Source organism: Paenibacillus sp. P4_E11, from assembly GCF_056401635.1.
Genome location: NZ_JBFUIX010000020.1, coordinates 1 through 19911 on the forward strand (window position 1 = coordinate 1; position 19911 = coordinate 19911).

A 19911-nucleotide genomic window follows, 5' to 3' on the forward strand; every position below is an offset into this window, starting at 1 on the left:
GCGCTAGCCGCGGCACCGCGGCCAGCCGCGAGCCCCGCGCCGCCAGCGGCCGTGCCGCCCGTCGGCGCGGCCAAGGAGCCGCCACCATGCTGAAGCTGATCGGCGCGGTGCTCGTGCTGCTGGCGTGCACGCTATTCGGACTCGCACAGGCAGCGCAGTTCGCCCGCCGTCCCCGTCAACTCCGCCAGCTCACGCAAGTACTGCAGCGGCTCGAGACGGAGATGGTGTACGGCTTCACGCCGTTAGCCGACGCGCTGCGCCGAATTGCTCCGCAGCTCGGCGCACCGCTCGGGGACATGCTCGTCACGGCCGCGGACCGAATGGAGATCGATGGCGCCACGGCCAAGGACAGCTGGCATCAAGCGGTCCAACTGCACTGGAAGCATACTTCGCTGAAGGCTAACGAACGCGAGGCATGGAACCAGCTAGGTTACACGCTGGGAACTTCCGATCGGGAGGATCAAGTGAAGCATCTAAGGCTGGCGGCCAGCTTGCTGCAAGCCGAAGAGCAGGTGGCCTGGGAGGAACAGAGGCGCTACGAAAAGATGTGGAGAAGCCTCGGTGTGCTGGCAGGAGCTTTCATCGTAATTTTGATGTACTAGGAGAGGTGCCAGACATGAACGTGGACGTAAATGCGATTTTTCAGATCGCCGGCATCGGAATCATAATCGCGATGATTCACACGGTGCTCAAGCAAATGGGCAAGGAAGATATGGCGCATTGGGTTACCGTCATCGGCTTCGTCGTCGTCCTGTTCATGGTCGTCAGTTTGCTGGACGACCTATTCAAGGAAATCAAAACGATATTCCTGTTCCAGTAGGTGAGCCGTAGTGGAAATCATCCAAGTCGTAGGTCTCGGTTTTATCGTAACAATTCTGTCACTCATCCTGAAGGAACAGAAGCCATTGTTCGCTTTCCTTCTATCGACCGTCACGGGCATCTTCATCTTCTTGTTTCTCATCGGCAAAATATCAGCGGTCATTCAAGTGCTCGAACAATTGGCTGCACAATCGAACATCAATCTGGTATTCCTGAAAACGATTCTGAAAATTATCGGCATCGCCTATATCGCCGAATTCGGAGCGCAAATCGTAAGGGATGCGGGGCAAGAATCCATCGCCTCGAAGATTGAACTGGCAGGAAAGGTGATCATTATGGTCATGGCGATTCCGATCATAACTGTCATCGTGGAGACGGTCGTGAAGCTGCTGCCAGCTTAAGGAGGGATTGTGTAGAGGCTATGAAACGGAACCAGTCGCACCAATCGTTGAACTTGCCAATCGAAGCAACTGCCTCTCCTGTGATACAAGTCTTAAGAATGCCTTTCATAATCCGAACACGCTCCATCGCGGCTTGTCTGCTGCTTATCCTGATGATCTTCCTGGCAGGTGCAGGGACAGCCACTGCCGCGTCCGTCACCGCTGCTGAAGCCTCAACTATGACTGCAGCTACAGGCACGATGAGTACAACTTCTCCGACAGACGCCTTGATCGAGAAGCAAGCCGAACATCTGCAAACCGATCAAGTGGAGAACTACTGGAACAAGCTGATGAAGGAATATGGCGGGTATTTCCCGGATAGCCAGACACCCAAATTTATGGACTTGCTCGTTCCAGGCAACAAAGGACTCAGCTTCAAATCCATCATGTCGGCATTCGTGAACTACTTCTTCCATGAAGTGCTCTACAACGGCAGGCTGCTCGCCTCAATCGTTATTCTGACCGTATTCAGCATGATTCTGGAGACGCTGCAAACCGCGTTCGAGCGCAACACAGTCAGCAAGATCGCCTATGCGATTTCCTACATGGTGCTGTTGCTGCTAGCAGTCAACAGCTTCAACGTAGCGATCGGGTATGCCAAGGGTGCGATTGAAAGTATGATTCACTTCATGATCGCCGTCATTCCGCTCCTGCTGATGCTGCTTGCTTCTATGGGGAATGTCGTGACCGTTACGGTGATGCACCCACTGATCATCTTCATGATCCACACGATTGGAACGTTGATCTATGCGGTCATCTTCCCGTTGCTATTCTTCTCTACCTTGCTGTACATCGTTAGCTCGATCAACGACAAGTACAAGGTAACGAACCTGGCGAAATTATTACGCAATGTAAGTGTAGGCTTACTGGGTGTCGTTGTAACGGTATTTCTTGGTGTCATCTCCGTGCAAGGTGGGACAAGTGCTGTAACCGATGGGGTAACGCTACGAACCGCCAAATTCATCACCGGCAACTTCGTACCGGTTGTAGGCCGAATGTTCTCGGACGCATCGGACACGGTTATAGGGGCTTCGTTATTGGTCAAAAATGCGGTAGGTATCGCCGGAGTCGTCATCATCGTATTCCTCTGCGCCTTCCCAGCGATCAAGATTCTTACGCTGGCGCTAATCTACAACGTAGCTGGAGCAGTGATGCAGCCGCTTGGCTCGAATCCGATCGTCACCTGCTTGCAGACGATTGGGAAGAGCTTGATATATGTGTTTGCGGCATTGGCCGCCGTAGGGCTCATGTTCTTCCTGGCCATCACGATCATTATTACGGCAGCCAATATGACGGTCATGATGCGCTAGACGGAAAGATCGATTCCCCGATAACGTTGTCCGTCTCTAGACTGCGAAGCCGTATACCCGGAGGAGGACCTGCAGATGATCGCATGGCTGAGCGAGTGGCTGAAGCAAATTATTCTCGTCATTCTACTAGCCGCATTCGTTGACCTGCTAATGCCGAACAACGGGCTGCAGCGTTACGTGCGGACTGTCCTGGGCCTGTTCATCTTACTTACGCTGCTATCGCCGATCTTCAACTTGTTTCAGAAAAGCCTGGACCCCCGCAAGCTGATGGCTTCGGTGGAGGAGCTGCCCGCGCTGGTGAGGGGCTCGACAGTATCCGGGTCAGCCAACACAACCGTCATGAAGCCGCTTGACACGGTGTTGCAGGAGGCGAACAAGCTGAAGACCGTGAATGAGCAGCAAACGATTCAATTGTTGGAAACGAGATTAGCATCAGAATTGAAGATCAGCCTGGAAACTATCTCGCAAGTGAAAGTCAAGAATGTCAGTGTAACGATTCAGTCAGACAACAACGGAAAGCCGCGCATCGAGAAGATGCAGGCGATCCTTTATAACATAGATGGGGCAGCAGGTGCAGGTAACGATGAAGCAACACGCAGTGATGGACGAGGACGTACGATCGAGCCAGTAACCCCGGTGAAGCCGGTGCAGATTCAAGTGCGTGTAGGTGAAACGAAGGCAGGAGAGCGCACTACGCAAGACGCAACACAACTGAGAGAGGCCGAACAGCAAGCAAAGACGCAAATCTATGAGCTCTTGACGCAGCAGTGGCAGTTGAAACGAGACCAAGTTCAGTTGTACTACGAATCGGAGCAGCGAAAGTGAGGTGAGCTCTTGGGGAAATGGTTGCAAGTTGTGGAGAAGTGGGTTGGCGGCGGTCCGGGAGGCGGCAAGCGCGTTACCGCCTTCCGCTGGCTGATGCTGATTGGATTGCTCGGCGTTGCATTGATGCTGATGAATTCTTTTTTGACCATTAAACAAGTCGATCCTTTGCCCGAGGGTAGAGCTTCCCCCACAGGCGATGCGAAGCAAACGTTCGGCAGCAAGGAGAATAAGGAAGCGATCGGCTTCAGCGATTATGAGCATTCCTACGAGACGGCCATTCGCGATATTCTCCAAACGATTGTCGGAGTAGGAGATTCTCAAGTGCTGGTCACGATTGAATCTACCGAGGAAACGATCGTTCAATCCAATACCAAGGAATCGCAGCAAATCACGACCGAGAAAGATACGAACGGCTCGCATCGCAACATAACAGAAGTTACAAGAAGCGGGGAAGTTGTTCTCTACGAGCTATCCGGCAATCAAACCCCAATCGTACTGAAACGCATCAAGCCTAAGATTAGAGGGGTCCTTGTGGTCGCGAAAGGCGCAGAGAACGTAACCGTCAAGCAGATGATTATAGAAGCCGTCAGCCGTGGGCTGGATGTGCCGCCCCATCGCATATCTGTCCAGCCTAGAAAACAGTAAATTCGGTTAAGCAAGCTAAAGCCTCGGGGTATCAGATGGAGTCTCTCAGTTTCCTCTGAATCAAACCCGCCTATAGAGGTGGAGGCATATTCATAAATTCAAACCCAATATTAGGAGGAATGTAACGATGAACGCGAAACGTCAAACAGTATGGCTGGTATCGATGCTTAGCTTGATGGTGGTATTGTCTGCTTACTACTTGTTCACCGAAGATGTGAAGGAAGTCGATGTAGCCAGTCAGCAGTTGCAAGGCAATGAGATCAAGGTCGACACAACCGCAACTTCAACTTCAAAAACGACTTCAACATCGACAGCTACTGGCGACAAGAAGACAACCGACGCAGCAAAGACAGATAGCAAGTCGGAGCCTACTACTGCTAAGGTAACCGATTCTAAGACAGGCACAACTACAACAGGCAAATCCGATGCGGAAGTGCTGAAGCAACTTGCGGCTACATCAACAGCCAAATCGGGCTCGGACTTTTTCAAAACAGCTCAAATCCAACGTGACGAAGAATTGAGTATGCTGACTGAGAAATGGATGACAGTTAGCCTCGATTCCAAAAAATCGACAGAGGACGTATCGAAGGCACTCAATGAGCTTGAGAAAATTCAGGATCAGGAAGCCCGCGTGTCAAGCCTCGAAGATCTTCTTGGTAAAGACTTCAGCAATGCGCTCGTGCTGCAAGACGGCAACAAATGGAAGGTTGTCGTTCAAGCCGCCAAGCTGGAGAAGAGCCAAGGGGTTACCATCGTGGATATGGTAATGAAGGAATTGAATGTAGGCGCAGACAAAGTGTCGATCCAGTACATCAAGTAAGGTGGTTACCGTTTCTGAAAAGCGGAGGGGTTGCGGCAAGCCACTATGCCGGAGCCTCTTTGTTTTTTACCGATTCAGAATGATTAACTTCGCTGATTGTTCATCGTTTCGGCAAACGCACGGCGTCAGAGGACGCCGTTAGGCGTTTATCCTTATTGCATTTCTTCAAGGAATTCCGGCTGTTTCGGCAAAAGTTCTCATGATTCATCAAAGGATTCGACAGCGCCGATGTAGAAATGCAGTAGAGAATCGTTGAAACAATAGTTTCCCACGGCGGCTTGCGTGAGGTATAATCATCTTTATGTGTTATTCTTCATTGTGATATAATACATACGTTGCTCGACACCGGGGACATGTTTCCCAATTCTTGAAGGAGTGAACCTTTGGATGTTTAAACTTAGCGAAATTAAAGAATTGGTCAAACTAATCGATCAAACCTCCGTTTCGGAGCTAGAAATTGAGAATGAAGGAACTCGCCTTTTCATCCGCAAGCCGGGGAAGACGGAGTCGGTCGTTGTGACGCACGCTCCAGCGGTACAGCCTGTATATGCAGGAACTGCACCTGTTGCGTTTGCGCAACCAATTGACGCTCCTATGGCCGCTGGAACCGGTCAATCCGCACCTAATGATGCGCAACCATCGAATCCGACAGCAGGCTTACATACGATCAAATCGCCTATGGTCGGCACGTTCTACCAAGCGTCGGCTCCTGGCGCCGCACCATATGTATCGATCGGGGACAAGGTCAGCGAGAAGACCGTTGTGTGCATTGTTGAGGCCATGAAGCTGATGAATCCGATCGATGCTGAGATTAGAGGCGAGATCGTCGACATCTTGGTGGAGGACGGTCAATTGGTTGAATACAATCAAGCCTTGTTCTTGGTGAAGCCGGAATAACTGGAGGAACGAGAAAAGATGAAGTTTCAGAAAATATTGATTGCGAACCGAGGAGAAATTGCTGTCCGGATCATTCGCGCTTGTCGTGAAATGGGCATTTACACCGTTGCGGTATTCTCTGAGGCAGATCGTGAAGCGCTTCATGTTCGTTTGGCGGACGAAGCGTACTGCATCGGACCTACGCTTTCCAAGGATAGCTACTTGAATTTCACGAATATTATGAGCGTAGCTACTCTGACGGAATCCGATGCGATTCATCCGGGTTACGGCTTTCTGGCCGAGAACGCCGACTTCGCGGAAATTTGCGAATCGTGCAACATAACGTTCGTCGGCCCGTCTCCGGATGCGATCAACCGGATGGGCGACAAATCCGTAGCCAAGCAGACGATGAAGGAAGCGGGCGTTCCGATTATTCCAGGTTCGGACGGACTTGTCGAGGATATACAGGAAGCGATTCGTCTTGGACGGGAGATCGGTTACCCGATCATTATCAAGGCAACCGCTGGTGGCGGCGGTAAAGGAATTCGGATAGCCGAAGACGAGGAGTCACTCGTTCAGCAGATCTCGCAGGCGCAGCAAGAAGCGGAGAAAGCGTTCGGCAACGCCGGCGTCTATCTGGAGAAATATTTGACTGGCATGAAGCATGTGGAAATTCAGATTATTGCTGATAAACACGGCAACGTCGTTCATCTAGGCGAGCGGGATTGTTCCATTCAGCGGCGCAGGCAGAAGCTTCTTGAGGAAGCCCCTTGTCCTGTACTGACGCCAGAGACCCGTCAAGCGATGGGCCAGGCCGCTGTTCGCGCCGCTCAAGCTGTGAATTACTCAGGAGCAGGAACGCTCGAATTTCTACTCGGACCGGACGGCAACTTCTACTTTATGGAGATGAACACACGGATTCAAGTAGAGCATCCGGTAACCGAGATGATTACCGGTGTTGACATTATTAAGGAAATGATCCAGGTCGCCGAGGGAGAACCGCTTTCTTTCGCGCAAGAGGATATTCAAATAAACGGTTGGTCGATCGAGTGCCGCATTAACGCTGAGGACCCGGAGCGCAATTTCATGCCTTCGGCCGGACGAATCGGATTTTATTTACCTCCGGGCGGCCTTGGTGTAAGGGTGGACAGTGCGGCCTATCCGGGTTACACGATTTCTCCGCACTACGATTCGATGATCGCCAAGCTGATTGTATGGGGACATACGCGCGAGGAAGCGATTGACCGGATGCGTAGAGCACTTGCCGAGTTTGCGATTGAAGGCATTCATACGACAATCCCGTTCCACCTCAAGTTGCTTGATCACAACATGTTCCATGCTGGAACGTTTGATATTAAGTTTTTGGAAGAGCACGATGTGAACGATCCGAATTCTTGAATGGTTGTCCGAAGATACGAAGCGTTGCCGAACGATTTGTCATAAAATTCGTGAAATGGTATAGTAATGAATTAAGACAGGCAATGCTTATTCCGTAGAAATGAATTCTCAGAGGCACAACCTCACTTTGTGGGGATAAGGTTCGGGGCCCCCGCAAAGTACTAGGAATTCGCTTCGGAGGCACTACCTCACTTTGTGGGGATCTATTTAGGAGGTGTAAGCCATGACTACGTTAGCTGCGGATTTCGAAAAAACGGACATCGGCACGATTCAGATTGCTCCCGAAGTCATTGAAGTGATTGCCGGGTTAGCCACGGTCGAAGTATCAGGAGTGGCGGGCATGAGCGGTGGATTCGCTGGCGGGATCGCCGAGCTTCTAGGCCGTAAAAATTTGTCCAAAGGCGTCAAGGTAGAAGTCGGTCAGCGTGAAGCAGCTGTAGACGTGAACATTATTATAGAATTTGGCAATCGCATTCCCGAAGTAGCTAGCGAGATTCAACGCAATGTGAAGCATGCGATCGAATCGATGACCGGTCTTAACGTGGTCGAAGTGAACGTACACATCCATGATGTGCACTTCAAGACGACGGTCAAGACGGAAGACGATGAGACTGCTATGCAGCGGGTCAAGTAATTGCTAAGGCTCGAAGCGGGCTGTGGATGCACGCCGCTCGCTACCCGAGCTCGTGTCAATCAACCCCCTAACGAAAGTCAGGGGGTTTACTTCATGCCGGAAGGGGACAAGCATCGTGGTAAAAATTTTGGATCGGCTACTCCTGTTCGTGTACACGGTACTCGTAGGAGTCGCTCTCATCTTTGTATTGGTCGCAGCACTCGGCTTCGTTCCATTCGAAAAAACGGGCGATTTTGTATACAATTTATATTACGAAGGCTCGACCGCTTACCCGATCATTGCACTCACCTTGTTCACGTTGCTCGTGTCCTGTCGGTTTTTCTACGTTGCGGTTCGCAGAGGTCGGTCGCAAGTTCCATCCATTGATCAAAGGACCGATTTTGGCGACATCCGGATTTCGCTAGAGACCGTGGAGAACTTGTCCTTGAAGGCGGCTGGGCGTGTCCGGGGAGTGAAGGACTTGAAGGCGAGAGTATCGGTAACCGATGCCGGCCTAGAAATCGTAATACGTGCGTTAGTAGACGGAGAAAGCTCCATTCCGGATTTGTCGGAGGAAGTGCAGCGTTCCGTGAAAGGGCACTTGGAAGACGTGACGGGTATTCCCGTAGCACATGTATCTGTATTTGTCGCTAACGTAACCCAGACCACGACATTTAAAAGCCGTGTCGAATAGAGGTGATCTTCTCCGTGCAAAATGAATGGTGGGTACGGCACAAGGGTAAGATTGTCGGAGCAGGGGCCGGTCTGTTTCTTGCGATCATCTATTTGTTCTTCGGCTTCTGGGATATGTTGGTTGTCGCCTTCATTATTACTGTATGTTTATACTTGGGTAAAATTATCGATGATCAGGAGTCATTACCTGACGTGGACGATTGGCTTAAGAAGCTGGGCGACCAGTGGAGACGGTTCCGTTAAGCAAAAGTTGAAACCCCTTGGATGGCGTTTAAGCTTTCCGTCGGGTTTTTTTCTTGTCATCTTTATTTGTGGGGAATGTTTTTTTTGGTATACTAAGGAATATTAGAATGAATTCGTGTGTTGGAGGATCAGGATGAAGCGCAGATTGGCCAGGGAAATAGCAGTACAGAGCTTGTTTCAGATGGAAATGAATGAAGTGTCAGCGCAGGAAGCGATCGAGACGATCGTGGAAGAAGCAGGGCAAGAGAATGAGACGGACTTGTCGCTAACAGAAGGGGAGTCGATCTCGACCGAATATATCGTTGAGCTTGTGGAGGGAACCGCTTCACATATCAAGGAGATTGATCAGATTCTGACCGTCTACTTGAAAGGTTGGAAGATGGACAGGCTGTCGAGAGTGGATCGGCAAATTCTGCGACTCGCTTCGTACGAGATGCTGCACAGCAAGGAAGTGCCGCCGAAGGTCGTAATCAACGAAGCGATCGAGCTATCCAAGCACTATGGGACAGAAGAGTCGGGCAAGTTCGTCAACGGCGTGCTGGGCAAGATGATCAAGGAGCTTCCGCAGCTGCAAGGGCGGTAGAATAGCTGACAACCAACACCAAACTTACTGAGCGAGAGTGCCGAGGAGGAACGTTTGTGTCCGCACAAATCATAAATGGGAAACAGATCGTAGCCGAAATCCGAGAAGGATTGAAGCAGGAAATCGAAGGGCTGGCAAGTCAAGGCATCCATCCGGGGTTAGCTGTCGTACTCGTGGGCGAGGACCCGGCATCGGCCGTCTACGTGCGCAGCAAAGCCAAAGCTTGTGAGCAGGTTGGCATTCATTCCGAGGTGTACAAGCTGCCAGTCGAGACGTCAGAGCAAGAGCTGCTCGCACTCATCGACAAGCTGAACAAGGATGCGAATATCAATGGAATCCTGGTACAACTGCCGCTGCCGAAGCACATTAACGAAGATGCGGTGATCGACGCAATCTCGATCGAGAAGGATGTGGATGGATTTCATCCGATCAGTGTGGGTAACCTTGTGATCGGGAAGCCGAGCTTCCTGCCGTGTACGCCTGCAGGGGTAATCGAGATTATTCGTCGCACGGGCGTCGATATGGCAGGCAAGCGTGCTGTCGTGATCGGGCGTAGCAATATCGTCGGTAAACCGATGTCGCTATTGCTTCTGCGTGAACATGCTACGGTGACGGTGTGCCACTCGCGTACTGCCGATATGGCTGCATTAGCCCGCGAAGCGGACATTCTTGTCGTCGCGATTGGCAAGCCGAAGTTCGTGAACCGCAGCTTTGTCAAGCCAGGAGCCGTCGTCATTGATGTGGGGATCAACCGTCTGGAAGACGGCAAGCTGGCCGGCGACGTTGATTTCGATGACGTTGTGGACATTGCTGGACATCTAACGCCGGTACCGGGTGTCGTAGGACCGATGACCATTACCATGCTGCTGAAGAACACGGTTGAAGCCGCCAAGCAAGCGGCTGGCCGCAAGTAAGGCCTTGGAACAACCCGTTAGGAGGGGAGACCTACTTGGCCCAATCTATATTATCGATTAAAGATTTGAACCGATACATCAAGATGAAGCTCGAAGGCGATCAAGTGTTGCAGGATGTGTGGGTGCGTGGAGAGATTTCCAACTTCACGCATCACTCCAGCGGACACATGTATTTCACGCTCAAGGATCCGGACAGCCGCATCAAGAGCATCATGTTCGCCTCGCAGAATCAGAAGCTGGGCTTTATTCCCCGGGAAGGGACGCGTGTCATCGCCCGCGGGAATATTTCCATTTATGAACGGGACGGGCAATATCAGTTCTATGTGATGCAGATGCAGCCCGATGGCGTGGGAAACCTTTATCTGGCCTTCGAACAATTGAAGAAGAAGCTTGGTGACGAAGGGTTGTTCGCCGTGGAGCGCAAGCGGCAGCTGCCTAAGTTCCCGCGGGCTGTCGGCGTTATTACTTCGCCGACTGGAGCGGCTGTGCGCGATATCATCATCACACTTCAACGGCGGTACCCGTCGATTCCTATCCTGCTGTATCCGGCCGTCGTGCAAGGCAATCAAGCGGCGCCTTCGGTCGTGCGGGGCATAGAAGCGATGAACCGGCTGGGCGAGGTTGATGTACTGATCGTCGGCCGCGGCGGCGGATCACTGGAAGAGCTGTGGGCGTTCAACGAAGAGATCGTCGCCCGCGCCATTCGCGCTTCTCGCATTCCGGTCATCTCGGCCGTCGGCCACGAGACCGACTTCACGATCGCGGACTTCGCGGCGGACTTGCGCGCCGCCACCCCGACCGCTGCCGCCGAGCTGGCGGTGCCGCATCAGCAGGAGCTGAAGCAGCACCTCCACCATCTGCAGCAGCGGCTGCAGCAAGCCCAGCACTCGCGGCTGCGGACGCTGCGTGAACGGCTGGCGCGGCTCCGCAGGTCGCCCGCGCTCACGAACCCGCGCCGGCAGCTGCTTCAGCCGGCGGAGCGACTGGATCGGCTGCGCGAGCAGCTCGCCTATCGCATTGCCGGGCAGCTTGCCCGGGTGCGGGAGAAGCGGTTCAAGCTCGACAAGTCGCTGTCCGCCTTCGACCCGACCGAGCAGGTCATCTTCGCCAAGCGCCGGCTCCAGACTTCGCAGCGCCAATTGCTGCAGTCGATGCAAGGTGCTTTTAAGGACAAGCGGCAGCAGTGGGCTTCACAGATTCGCCATTTGGATGCGTTAAGCCCACTCAAGGTGATGCAGCGCGGCTATAGTCTCGTCTATGATGAGAAAGAGATACGAATTGTGAAATCAATTGATCAAGTACAACTGGGAGATATACTGAAAATCAGGCTCACAGACGGCAAGTTGGACTGCCATGTGTGGGGGATGGAGGAGAATCCGGATGTCGAAAGCGAAGGATGATACACAGCTCAGCTTCGAACAGGCGATGGAAAAGCTGGAGCAGATCGTGACCCGTTTGGAGAATGGCGACGTTCCGTTGGAGCAGGCGATCGAGCTGTTCCAGGAAGGGATGAAGCTGTCGCAACTATGCGGACAGAAACTCGAAGTCGTCGAACGCAAGATCGAAACGCTGATGGAAGAGAACGGCTCGCTCGTGAAGAAACCGTTCCAGCAGGTACAGGAAGATAAAGGAGAGCTTAACGGATGACCGAACGGCAGGCCCTAACCAACATACAAGCATACATCAAAGAACGGGCTTCCCGCGTCGAAGCTGAGTTGCTTCGTACGGTTCCTTCGGAGTGGAACTTTCCCATCACGCTGCGCGAAGCGATGGACTACTCGCTTATGGCTGGCGGTAAGCGGCTGCGCCCGATATTCTTACTGGCCGCGGCTGAAGCATTCGCAGGCACTGGGGTGACTGATGCTGCACTGCCTGTTGCTTGCGCGATCGAGATGGTCCATACGTACTCACTCATTCACGACGATCTTCCTGCAATGGATAATGACGATTACCGCCGCGGTCGATTAACGAACCATAAAGTATACGGTGAAGCGATAGCGATTCTTGCTGGCGATGGGTTGCTGACGCATGCGTTCTACAATGTGGTCCAGGCTACCCGGAAGCACGGTATCCCAGCCGATCGGGTGCTGACTATTGTCGAGGAACTGTCCATTTATGCAGGAGCGAGAGGCATGGTAGGCGGGCAAGTGGCAGATATGCAAGGCGAGCAGGGCATCACGCAGCTGCAAGATCTGGAATATATTCATCTTCGCAAAACTAGCGACCTCATCATCTTTTCGCTCCGAGCAGGAGGGATTGTCGGCGGGGCATCGGCCGATCAGTTGCGCGCCCTGGAGACATTCGGACAGTGTATCGGTCTTGCCTTTCAGATCCAGGATGACATCTTGGATTTGATCGGGGATGAGCAGAAGCTGGGCAAGCCGGTGAAGAGCGATGAGAAGCAGCAGAAAGTGACATACCCGTTCTTCATCGGGCTGGATGCTTCGAAACAGAAGGTGGAGGAGCTCACGGAGCAAGGTAAAGCCGCGCTTCAATCTGCCGGAATCCCTGATCCAGAACGACTGCTCCAACTTGCTGAGTTCCTTGTGAGTCGGGACTACTAGAACATCGATCATACTTGATAAGACTGGAAAACCCAGGCTTATATACTTTTCATCAGGGTGCTCGTTCCATTGAGCATCCGTTTTCTTTTGTGCTATAATGAATCGTAAAAGCGAGCACCTGGTTCATTCTGGTCATTATTAGTATAGTAAGCCATCGTATTTAACATTACAGTAGGCGGCAAGGCAGTAGGGCCATCTTCTGCCATTCATGAATAACAAGTCGAACGGAAAGCGGGGCTCTAACGTGCTGCTAAATCAAATAAACTCGCCAGACGATCTCAAAAAGCTGACACAAGCTCAATTGGAAACTTTGGCGGAAGAAATACGACATTTTCTGATCGAGAAGCTGTCCCTTACAGGCGGTCATCTGGCTCCTAACCTGGGTGTGGTTGAGCTAACATTGGCTCTGCATTACTTGTACAATAGTCCGAAGGACAAATTCATATTCGACGTAGGGCATCAGGCTTACGTACATAAACTACTGACCGGGCGCAAAGATAAATTCGATACGCTCCGTCAGTACAAGGGTATGTGCGGTTTCGTGAAGCGCTCGGAGAGCGAGCACGACGTATGGGAAGCCGGGCACAGCAGTACGTCGCTGTCAGCGGCTATGGGAATGGCGATGGCTCGGGATTTTAAGAGAGAGCATAACAAAGTGGTGGCCATCATCGGAGACGGTGCGTTGACTGGAGGCATGGCTCTTGAAGCGATGAACCATATCGGTCATGAGAAGAAGAACTTGATGGTTATTCTGAATGACAACGAAATGTCGATTGCTCCGAACGTGGGCGCGATGCACAATTATCTTAGCAAAATCCGCTCTGACGGAACTTACTTGAAGGTCAAGGAAGAAGTCGAGCATCTGTTGAAGAAGATTCCTGCCATCGGAGGCACGCTTGCCAAGACAGCGGAACGCGTGAAGGACAGCCTGAAATATTTGGTCGTACGTGGTGTGCTGTTCGAAGAGTTGGGCTTCACATACTTGGGCCCTGTTGACGGACATAATATTCCAAAATTAATTGAAACGTTCAAGCAGGCCGACAAAGTAAGCGGACCTGTTCTTGTCCATGTTCTGACTTTGAAAGGAAAAGGCTATTCGCCGGCAGAAGCTGATAAGGTTTCATGGCATGGTGGCGGGCCTTATAAGATAGAATCCGGCCAGTTTGTCAAAGCAGTAGGTCACCCGATGTATACAGAAGTGTTCAGTCAAGCTCTGATGGAGCTCGCTGAGAAGGACAAACGGATAGTAGCTGTAACGCCTGCGATGCCTGCAGGTTCCGGATTGTTGAAATTCGCGGCTCGTTATCCGGATCGTATGATTGATGTGGGGATCGCCGAACAGCATGCTGCCACCCTCTGCGCATCGTTGGCAATGGAGGGGATGAAGCCGGTGTTCGCGGTGTATTCCACATTCCTGCAGCGTGCGTATGACCAAGTGGTACATGATATATGCCGTCATAACGCAAATGTTATCTTCGCCATCGACCGAGCTGGCTTTGTCGGCGCTGATGGGGAAACACATCACGGCGTCTACGACATCGCTTTCCTTCGCAGCATTCCGAATATGGTGATTATGATGCCTAAGGACGAAAATGAGCTGCGGAATATGATGAAGACTGCGGTCGACTACAACGACGGACCGATTGCAGTACGTTATCCTCGTCTCAATGGAGTCGGCGTAGAGATGGATAAGGTTATGAAGCCGCTCCCGATCGGCTCCTGGGAAGTGGTGCGCGAAGGGGAAGGCTTCGCCGTCCTCGCTATGGGTCCGCTACTGCAACTGGCTGAGGAAGCAGCCGAGCAGTTGAAGAGTGAGGGCATTCAGATGCGGGTCATTAACGCAAGATTCATCAAGCCGCTGGACGAGGATATGCTGTTGAAGCTGTACAAAGACGGTTGCAGCGTCTTGACGCTAGAAGAAGGCGCGGAGATGGGCGGCTTCGGCAGTGCGGTGCTGGAGTTTTATGCGGCGCGCAGCATTTACGGAATGAAGGTGAAGGTGATCGGGGTACCTGATTACTTCGTCGAGCATGGCGGTGTCAAAGAACAGCGCCAGGAGACAGGGTTGACCGTGGAACGTGTGATTACCGAAGTGAAGGCGCTCATGACGCGCAACAAGAGACAGCGCGCTTAAGCGGGCAAAACGAGACAGGAGATCAGTCCGACTATGGCAGCAGGCAGCAAGGAACGATTGGATGTACTCTTGGTGGAACAAGGGTATTACGATAGCAGGGAAAAAGCGAAGTCGGCCATCATGGCCGGCCTTGTTTTTGTTCAAGAGGAGCGGGTCGACAAGGCGGGGACCAAGGTCGATCGGACCGCGAAGCTGACGGTCAAGGGAGCGCCTCATCCATATGTGAGCCGGGGCGGCTTGAAGCTGGAGAAGGCGCTGAGGGCGTTCGACATCTCGCTAGAAGGAGCCGTTATGCTCGATATTGGGGCATCCACGGGGGGATTCACCGACTGTGCGCTGCAGAACGGAGCAACCTATGTGTATGCTCTGGATGTCGGATACAACCAGTTGGACTGGAAATTGCGCAACGATGAGCGGGTGCAGGTCATGGAGCGGACGAACTTCCGCTTCGTGCAGCCTGCAGATCTACAAGGGCCTCCACCTACATTTGCGAGCATTGACGTGTCCTTCATCTCGCTGCGGATCATCCTTCCGCCGCTGCATGCTATTCTGGCTGCGGACGGGGAGACGGTGGCTTTGATCAAGCCTCAATTCGAAGCGGGCCGCGAGAAGGTTGGCAAGTCTGGCGTCGTGCGCGAGCCGGAGACGCACCGTGAGGTGCTGCAGACCGTGCTCGGCATGGCTCGCGAGACCGGGTTCGGGGTGAAGGGGTTGACCTTCTCGCCGATTACCGGCGGTGAGGGGAATATCGAGTTCCTTGTGCATCTTGTGAACAGCGGGGATGCTCCGGGCTGCTTGAGCACGGATGCAGTCGGTACGCTGATCGATGACGTTGTGGGCGCCGCCACTGGGGCGTTCCGCTAGCGGTCGGGAGAGCCGGTATCGCAGATACCACAGCGGTGTCGCGGTAGCAAGGAGCGGGGCGCCCGGGGAGCGTGGGACTGCCATGCAATGCAGTAGCGTGGGACTGCCATGCAGTAGCGTTGGGCAGCATTGGATGCCGTGAAGAGCGGATGCCATGCAGTAACGTTTCGTTGTATCGCCCTGCGCTGACGTAGCACTGTGCGGCCCGCATTGAGCAATGTGCAATCCACGATAAGTCTACTCCTTCCTTTGGTGACAAGATTTCGCCACTGATGTATAATACGAGCATAATCGCGCGTGAAGCACACCGCTCTTTTCCTCTTTGTTGTGAGGGAAAGAGCGTTTTTTGTTCCTTTATCTCTTTTGGCGGGATATCTTTTAGAGGAGAGTGGTGGCTCGTGAGTTTTAAGATATTGCATGAGAATTGGTTGGAAAGTCATATGAAGGCGAGATCAGGTGAAAGACGGAGAAGGTTGATGGAGGGGCATGCGTACGCAGAGAAACTGCTATTGGAGCAAATTTGGTGGCCGGCGGTGGGACATTTTGAATATTTGCATCCCGAGTATGAAGTATTTGATTTCCGTGATGGTGTTCGTTATTTGGACTTTGCCTACCTGCGAGGGTATCGCAAAGTGAATATAGAGGTCGATAGTTTTGGTGCTCATTCGCGCGACGATAGGCGTAAGTTCTCGGATGACTTGCAGCGTCAAAATCATTTGGTGTTGGATGGCTGGACGGTTATTCGGTTTTCCTTCGAAGATGTGAAGGACAAGCCAAGACAATGCCAGCAAATCATACAGCAGATGTTGGGTAAACTGTTCGGAGGGAGCGCAGATGTTGCATTCGAAGCGCTGCCGCTCAAGCAACGGGAGATTGTCCGTCTCGCCGTACGCTCCAATCAGCCGATTACTCCTGGGGAAGTTAGTAAACTTGTCGGTATCAGCAATAAGTATGCTCATGTACTGTTGCAGCAGTTGGTTGAGGGTGGTATTTTATTGCCAGCTTCGGGAAATCTTCGCATTCGCAGCTACAAATTGAACTCATCTTCAGGTTTCAACAACCACATATTATTTTAGTGGAACTGAGTTCCCTTATTTGCGTTATTGCTGGGGGATCACGCGGAATAAAGGAACTGAGTTCGCTTATTTTACTAAAAGGTGGATTTGAGCGTGTAAAAACAGGAAATAGAGGAACTCAGTTCCTTTATTTTCGGAATTAATGTGCTTGCGAGGAGAATAGAGGAACTCAGTTCTTTTATTTCAAACTTGGGTGAGCTTGCTCGCCCACTGCGCCCGTTCGCCTATGACACCTGCCCAGCCCAGGCCATCGCCCGCGCGCCCGTTCGCCCACGGCACCTGCTCGCCCGGCCCGCTGCGGCTCATCCATCGCCGCACGCCCCCGCCGGGCCCCGCTTCTCGCCCACAGCCGCCACCCGTACGAGATTTTTTCCGCAGCAGACAGGATTTTGACGCGCTCGGCTCGAAGTACTAATCGAGGTGATCTGGCGTGGAGGCCAAAGATTCTGGGGTCATCATATTGCTGTTGATTGGTGCAGCCGCCTGGCTGTACATCCGATTGAAGCGTCAGCAAGGGGATTTGTCCGTGTACCGCTCGGTACCTCGGCACGAAGAAATTCTCGTCAGCTCCGAAGAGGCATTGGAGCTGATCCAGCAGGCCGGCTACGAATGGATCGCCGGTAAAGTGAAAATTCCAATCACGGTCACGCTCGACGATACTCCACTTGAGAGTCGTTTGTTCGCCGACGGCTTCGTTGAGAAAGACCGACAATGGTTTGTGGTGAAATTCGCCAAAGAGAGGAAACCTATCGACATGACCGGAAGCGGTCTTCGTGAGCACCTGCTCGTCTACAGCTTGCTGTATCCTGAGGCGGCAGGTGTGTTGTATGTAGATGTACTGAACCGATCCATACGGGTCGTGCAATTCGAAATCGAACTATGAACGGGGGAATGAGGGCATGAAAGCCCAACGACATTTTAAAATTCGCGATATTATTAACAATCACATCATCGAAACCCAGGACGAACTGGTCGACCAGCTGCGTCAAGCCAGCTACCACGTGACACAAGCAACTGTGTCCCGCGACATCAAGGAGCTACATCTGATCAAGGTCCCGACCGATGATGGACGCTACAAATATTCGATGCCGGCGGAACAACGATTCAACCCCGTCTTGAAGCTGAAGCGCGCGCTGGCCGATCATTTCGTACACATCGATTACACCGATAATCTGGTCGTGATGAAATGTTTGCCTGGCACAGCGAATACGATTGGGGCTTTGATCGATAGCGTGGAATGGCCAGAGATCATGGGAACGATATGCGGCGACGATACGATTCTGATTATTTGCCGGACCAAGAGCCAAAGCAGTACCGTAGTGGAACAATTTCTAGCGATGCTGGGCAGTTAATTAGGGGGAGCAGACACGATGCTTACGGAACTATCCATTCGTAATTTGGCAGTTATCGAGGCGGTATCGCTTGCGTTTCACCGCGGCTTTCACGTTCTGACGGGGGAAACGGGTGCAGGGAAGTCGATTATTATTGATGCGCTGGGTCTCGTGGCCGGGGGTCGGGGGGCTTCTGATTTGGTTCGCTACGGCTGCGATAAAGCGGAGATTGAGGCGCAGTTCGATGTCTCCCCGACGCATCCGGTATGGGCGGTTTTTGAACGTCTAGGCATCGAGGCTTCGCCTGATGAGACGATTGTCATTCGAAGAGAAATTTCCGCTCAAGGTAAAAGCACGAGTCGACTGAACGGACAGCTTGTCAATCTGTCGATGCTTCGCGAAGTCGGCGACTGCCTGGTGAACATTCACGGGCAGCACGAGCACCAATCCCTCATGAAGCCCGAAGAGCATTTACATTGGCTGGACTTGTATGATACGGATCGGATAGGACCGCTCAAACGGCAGTATGAGGAAGCGCACGATCGTTATGCCGAGCTGCGTAGAGAATGGAGCCAGTTGGAGGATACCGGTAAGAAGGCGCTGCAAATGGCGGACCTGTACCGATTTCAAATTGAGGAAATATCGGCGGCTCAGCTTAAAATCGGCGAAGACGAATCGTTATTGGAAGAAAAGCGCAAGCTATCTAATGCTGAGAAATGTTTTCAGAGCGTAGCGGACGCTTACGACGCTTTATACGGCGGCAACAAAGGCAGTTTATCGTCCATTGGCAAAGCGATGCATCGCATCGAGGACATTACTTCCGTCGATCCGAATGTGCTAAAGCCCTTATTGGAGCAAATTCAGACTGCGTATTACCAGCTCGAGGATGTGGCATTCCAATTGCGCGATTACCGGGACGGGATCGAGTTCAATCCGGCGCGCCTGAATGAAATCGAGCAACGCCTCGACCTGGTGGCTTCTCTTCGTCGAAAATACGGGGATTCGGTTGCAGATATTCTTACTTACTTAAAGTCGATTCAGACCGAGATGGAAGCGCTGGACAATAAGGAAGAAAGACGGGAAGCGCTGCGGGAAGCGAGCGAGAAACAGCGGGAACGTCTGCTTCAGCTTGGGCAAAAAATGTCCGATGCGCGTCATCAGGCTGCCGAACGACTGGCCCGTGAAATCGAGCAGGAGCTCAAGGGACTACATATGGAAAGAACGCGTTTTGATGTATCAATGGAACGATTGGATGCAGGCAAGCTGACTCGCGAAGGTCTAGATAAGATTGAATTCATGATTGCTGCGAATCCTGGGGAGCCGCTGCGACCGTTGGCCAAGATTGCTTCCGGCGGCGAGTTGTCACGGATAATGTTGGCGATGAAGACGATATTCTCACGCTTGGACCGCATTCCTGTGCTGGTGTTCGATGAGGTGGATACGGGTGTGAGCGGCAGGGCGGCACAGGCGATCGCTGAGAAGATGTCTATTTTGTCACGGCATTGTCAAGTATTCTCGATTACTCACCTACCCCAAGTCGCATGTATGGCCGACGCCCATTACGCCATTCAGAAAACAATTGACGGCGAACGTACATTTACACGGGTGGCTGATCTACAGCCTACGGAACGGATTCGGGAGCTCGCCCGTATGCTTGGTGGGGTGGAAGTGACGGAGACCACACTTAATCATGCCCGCGAAATGATTCAATTGGCAAATGAAAAGAAAATGAGCGCCAATCCAAGCTAAATCAAGGAACAGTG

Annotated in this window: 23 protein-coding genes; all 23 read left to right on the forward strand. The window is 52.3% G+C overall.

What is annotated here, in order from left to right; all coding sequences use genetic code 11:
* Positions 1-86 precede the first annotated feature (86 nt).
* The 23 genes from spoIIIAB to recN all read left to right on the forward strand — a co-directional run bounded on the left by spoIIIAB (position 87) and on the right by recN (position 19897).
* Positions 87-602, forward strand: coding sequence for a stage III sporulation protein SpoIIIAB (gene spoIIIAB, locus AC1DWB_RS10295; RefSeq protein WP_477541042.1), 516 nt, complete (start codon positions 87-89; stop codon positions 600-602).
* A 14-nt stretch (positions 603-616) separates the two neighbouring features.
* On the forward strand, positions 617-820 hold the full coding sequence (spoIIIAC, locus tag AC1DWB_RS10300) for a stage III sporulation protein AC (RefSeq protein WP_110840056.1): 204 nt from the start codon (positions 617-619) through the stop codon (positions 818-820).
* A 10-nt stretch (positions 821-830) separates the two neighbouring features.
* A complete protein-coding gene (gene spoIIIAD, locus AC1DWB_RS10305; protein ID WP_477540966.1) occupies positions 831-1220 on the forward strand; it encodes a stage III sporulation protein AD in 390 nt (129 codons plus the stop codon).
* 98 nt (positions 1221-1318) lie between these two features.
* Positions 1319-2569, forward strand: a complete 1251-nt coding sequence (gene spoIIIAE, locus AC1DWB_RS10310) for a stage III sporulation protein AE (RefSeq protein WP_477541043.1) — start codon at positions 1319-1321, stop codon at positions 2567-2569.
* 75 nt (positions 2570-2644) lie between these two features.
* Positions 2645-3394: a stage III sporulation protein AF gene (spoIIIAF, locus tag AC1DWB_RS10315; RefSeq protein WP_477540967.1), complete on the forward strand. Its 750-nt coding sequence runs from the start codon at positions 2645-2647 to the stop codon at positions 3392-3394.
* Positions 3395-3403: 9 nt separating this feature from the next.
* Positions 3404-4039 (forward strand): stage III sporulation protein AG, encoded by a 636-nt coding sequence (gene spoIIIAG, locus AC1DWB_RS10320; protein WP_477540968.1) that lies wholly within the window; start codon positions 3404-3406, stop codon positions 4037-4039.
* Between the two features lie 127 nt (positions 4040-4166).
* Complete coding sequence (locus AC1DWB_RS10325; protein ID WP_477540969.1) at positions 4167-4859, forward strand: SpoIIIAH-like family protein; 693 nt, start codon at positions 4167-4169, stop codon at positions 4857-4859.
* A 387-nt stretch (positions 4860-5246) separates the two neighbouring features.
* A complete protein-coding gene (gene accB / locus AC1DWB_RS10330; RefSeq protein ID WP_477540970.1) occupies positions 5247-5756 on the forward strand; it encodes an acetyl-CoA carboxylase biotin carboxyl carrier protein in 510 nt (169 codons plus the stop codon).
* 18 nt (positions 5757-5774) lie between these two features.
* Positions 5775-7133, forward strand: a complete 1359-nt coding sequence (accC, locus tag AC1DWB_RS10335) for an acetyl-CoA carboxylase biotin carboxylase subunit (RefSeq protein ID WP_477540971.1) — start codon at positions 5775-5777, stop codon at positions 7131-7133.
* A gap of 223 nt (positions 7134-7356) precedes the next feature.
* Positions 7357-7767, forward strand: a complete 411-nt coding sequence (locus AC1DWB_RS10340; RefSeq protein ID WP_477540972.1) for an Asp23/Gls24 family envelope stress response protein — start codon at positions 7357-7359, stop codon at positions 7765-7767.
* A 115-nt stretch (positions 7768-7882) separates the two neighbouring features.
* Complete coding sequence (gene amaP / locus AC1DWB_RS10345; RefSeq protein WP_477540973.1) at positions 7883-8440, forward strand: alkaline shock response membrane anchor protein AmaP; 558 nt, start codon at positions 7883-7885, stop codon at positions 8438-8440.
* Between the two features lie 14 nt (positions 8441-8454).
* Entirely contained in the window at positions 8455-8682 is a 228-nt protein-coding gene (locus tag AC1DWB_RS10350) for a DUF2273 domain-containing protein (RefSeq protein WP_477540974.1), read from the forward strand.
* A 133-nt stretch (positions 8683-8815) separates the two neighbouring features.
* On the forward strand, positions 8816-9265 hold the full coding sequence (gene nusB / locus AC1DWB_RS10355) for a transcription antitermination factor NusB (protein ID WP_477540975.1): 450 nt from the start codon (positions 8816-8818) through the stop codon (positions 9263-9265).
* A gap of 56 nt (positions 9266-9321) precedes the next feature.
* Positions 9322-10179: a bifunctional methylenetetrahydrofolate dehydrogenase/methenyltetrahydrofolate cyclohydrolase FolD gene (gene folD, locus AC1DWB_RS10360; RefSeq protein ID WP_477540976.1), complete on the forward strand. Its 858-nt coding sequence runs from the start codon at positions 9322-9324 to the stop codon at positions 10177-10179.
* A gap of 35 nt (positions 10180-10214) precedes the next feature.
* Positions 10215-11579: an exodeoxyribonuclease VII large subunit gene (gene xseA, locus AC1DWB_RS10365; RefSeq protein WP_477540977.1), complete on the forward strand. Its 1365-nt coding sequence runs from the start codon at positions 10215-10217 to the stop codon at positions 11577-11579.
* A complete protein-coding gene (gene xseB / locus AC1DWB_RS10370; protein WP_477540978.1) occupies positions 11560-11826 on the forward strand; it encodes an exodeoxyribonuclease VII small subunit in 267 nt (88 codons plus the stop codon). Before xseA ends, xseB begins: the two co-directional genes overlap by 20 nt.
* Positions 11823-12743 carry a polyprenyl synthetase family protein gene (locus tag AC1DWB_RS10375; protein ID WP_477540979.1) on the forward strand — a complete coding sequence of 307 codons (921 nt, stop codon included), beginning with the start codon at positions 11823-11825 and terminating at the stop codon, positions 12741-12743. Before xseB ends, AC1DWB_RS10375 begins: the two co-directional genes overlap by 4 nt.
* Positions 12744-12987: 244 nt before the next feature.
* Positions 12988-14877, forward strand: a complete 1890-nt coding sequence (dxs, locus tag AC1DWB_RS10380) for a 1-deoxy-D-xylulose-5-phosphate synthase (protein ID WP_477540980.1) — start codon at positions 12988-12990, stop codon at positions 14875-14877.
* Between the two features lie 33 nt (positions 14878-14910).
* Positions 14911-15741 (forward strand): TlyA family RNA methyltransferase, encoded by an 831-nt coding sequence (locus tag AC1DWB_RS10385; RefSeq protein ID WP_477540981.1) that lies wholly within the window; start codon positions 14911-14913, stop codon positions 15739-15741.
* A 398-nt stretch (positions 15742-16139) separates the two neighbouring features.
* Entirely contained in the window at positions 16140-16817 is a 678-nt protein-coding gene (locus AC1DWB_RS10390) for a DNA-binding response regulator (protein ID WP_477540982.1), read from the forward strand.
* Between the two features lie 430 nt (positions 16818-17247).
* Positions 17248-17700 carry a hypothetical protein gene (locus tag AC1DWB_RS10395; protein WP_477540983.1) on the forward strand — a complete coding sequence of 151 codons (453 nt, stop codon included), beginning with the start codon at positions 17248-17250 and terminating at the stop codon, positions 17698-17700.
* A 16-nt stretch (positions 17701-17716) separates the two neighbouring features.
* Positions 17717-18169 (forward strand): transcriptional regulator AhrC/ArgR, encoded by a 453-nt coding sequence (ahrC, locus tag AC1DWB_RS10400; protein WP_477540984.1) that lies wholly within the window; start codon positions 17717-17719, stop codon positions 18167-18169.
* A gap of 18 nt (positions 18170-18187) precedes the next feature.
* On the forward strand, positions 18188-19897 hold the full coding sequence (gene recN / locus AC1DWB_RS10405; protein WP_477540985.1) for a DNA repair protein RecN: 1710 nt from the start codon (positions 18188-18190) through the stop codon (positions 19895-19897).
* Positions 19898-19911: the final 14 nt, after the last annotated feature.

What these genes read in the sequence shown, in the direction of transcription:
- spoIIIAB (WP_477541042.1), top strand. Translation starts at nt 87, where the DNA reads ATGCTGAAGCTGATCGGCGCGGTGCTCGTGCTGCTGGCGTGCACGCTA.
- spoIIIAC (WP_110840056.1), top strand. Translation starts at nt 617, where the DNA reads ATGAACGTGGACGTAAATGCGATTTTTCAGATCGCCGGCATCGGAATC.
- spoIIIAE (WP_477541043.1), top strand. Translation starts at nt 1,319, where the DNA reads ATGCCTTTCATAATCCGAACACGCTCCATCGCGGCTTGTCTGCTGCTT.
- spoIIIAF (WP_477540967.1), top strand. Translation starts at nt 2,645, where the DNA reads ATGATCGCATGGCTGAGCGAGTGGCTGAAGCAAATTATTCTCGTCATT.
- AC1DWB_RS10325 (WP_477540969.1), top strand. Translation starts at nt 4,167, where the DNA reads ATGAACGCGAAACGTCAAACAGTATGGCTGGTATCGATGCTTAGCTTG.
- accB (WP_477540970.1), top strand. Translation starts at nt 5,247, where the DNA reads ATGTTTAAACTTAGCGAAATTAAAGAATTGGTCAAACTAATCGATCAA.
- accC (WP_477540971.1), top strand. Translation starts at nt 5,775, where the DNA reads ATGAAGTTTCAGAAAATATTGATTGCGAACCGAGGAGAAATTGCTGTC.
- AC1DWB_RS10340 (WP_477540972.1), top strand. Translation starts at nt 7,357, where the DNA reads ATGACTACGTTAGCTGCGGATTTCGAAAAAACGGACATCGGCACGATT.
- nusB (WP_477540975.1), top strand. Translation starts at nt 8,816, where the DNA reads ATGAAGCGCAGATTGGCCAGGGAAATAGCAGTACAGAGCTTGTTTCAG.
- xseB (WP_477540978.1), top strand. Translation starts at nt 11,560, where the DNA reads ATGTCGAAAGCGAAGGATGATACACAGCTCAGCTTCGAACAGGCGATG.
- AC1DWB_RS10375 (WP_477540979.1), top strand. Translation starts at nt 11,823, where the DNA reads ATGACCGAACGGCAGGCCCTAACCAACATACAAGCATACATCAAAGAA.
- AC1DWB_RS10385 (WP_477540981.1), top strand. Translation starts at nt 14,911, where the DNA reads ATGGCAGCAGGCAGCAAGGAACGATTGGATGTACTCTTGGTGGAACAA.
- ahrC (WP_477540984.1), top strand. Translation starts at nt 17,717, where the DNA reads ATGAAAGCCCAACGACATTTTAAAATTCGCGATATTATTAACAATCAC.
- recN (WP_477540985.1), top strand. Translation starts at nt 18,188, where the DNA reads ATGCTTACGGAACTATCCATTCGTAATTTGGCAGTTATCGAGGCGGTA.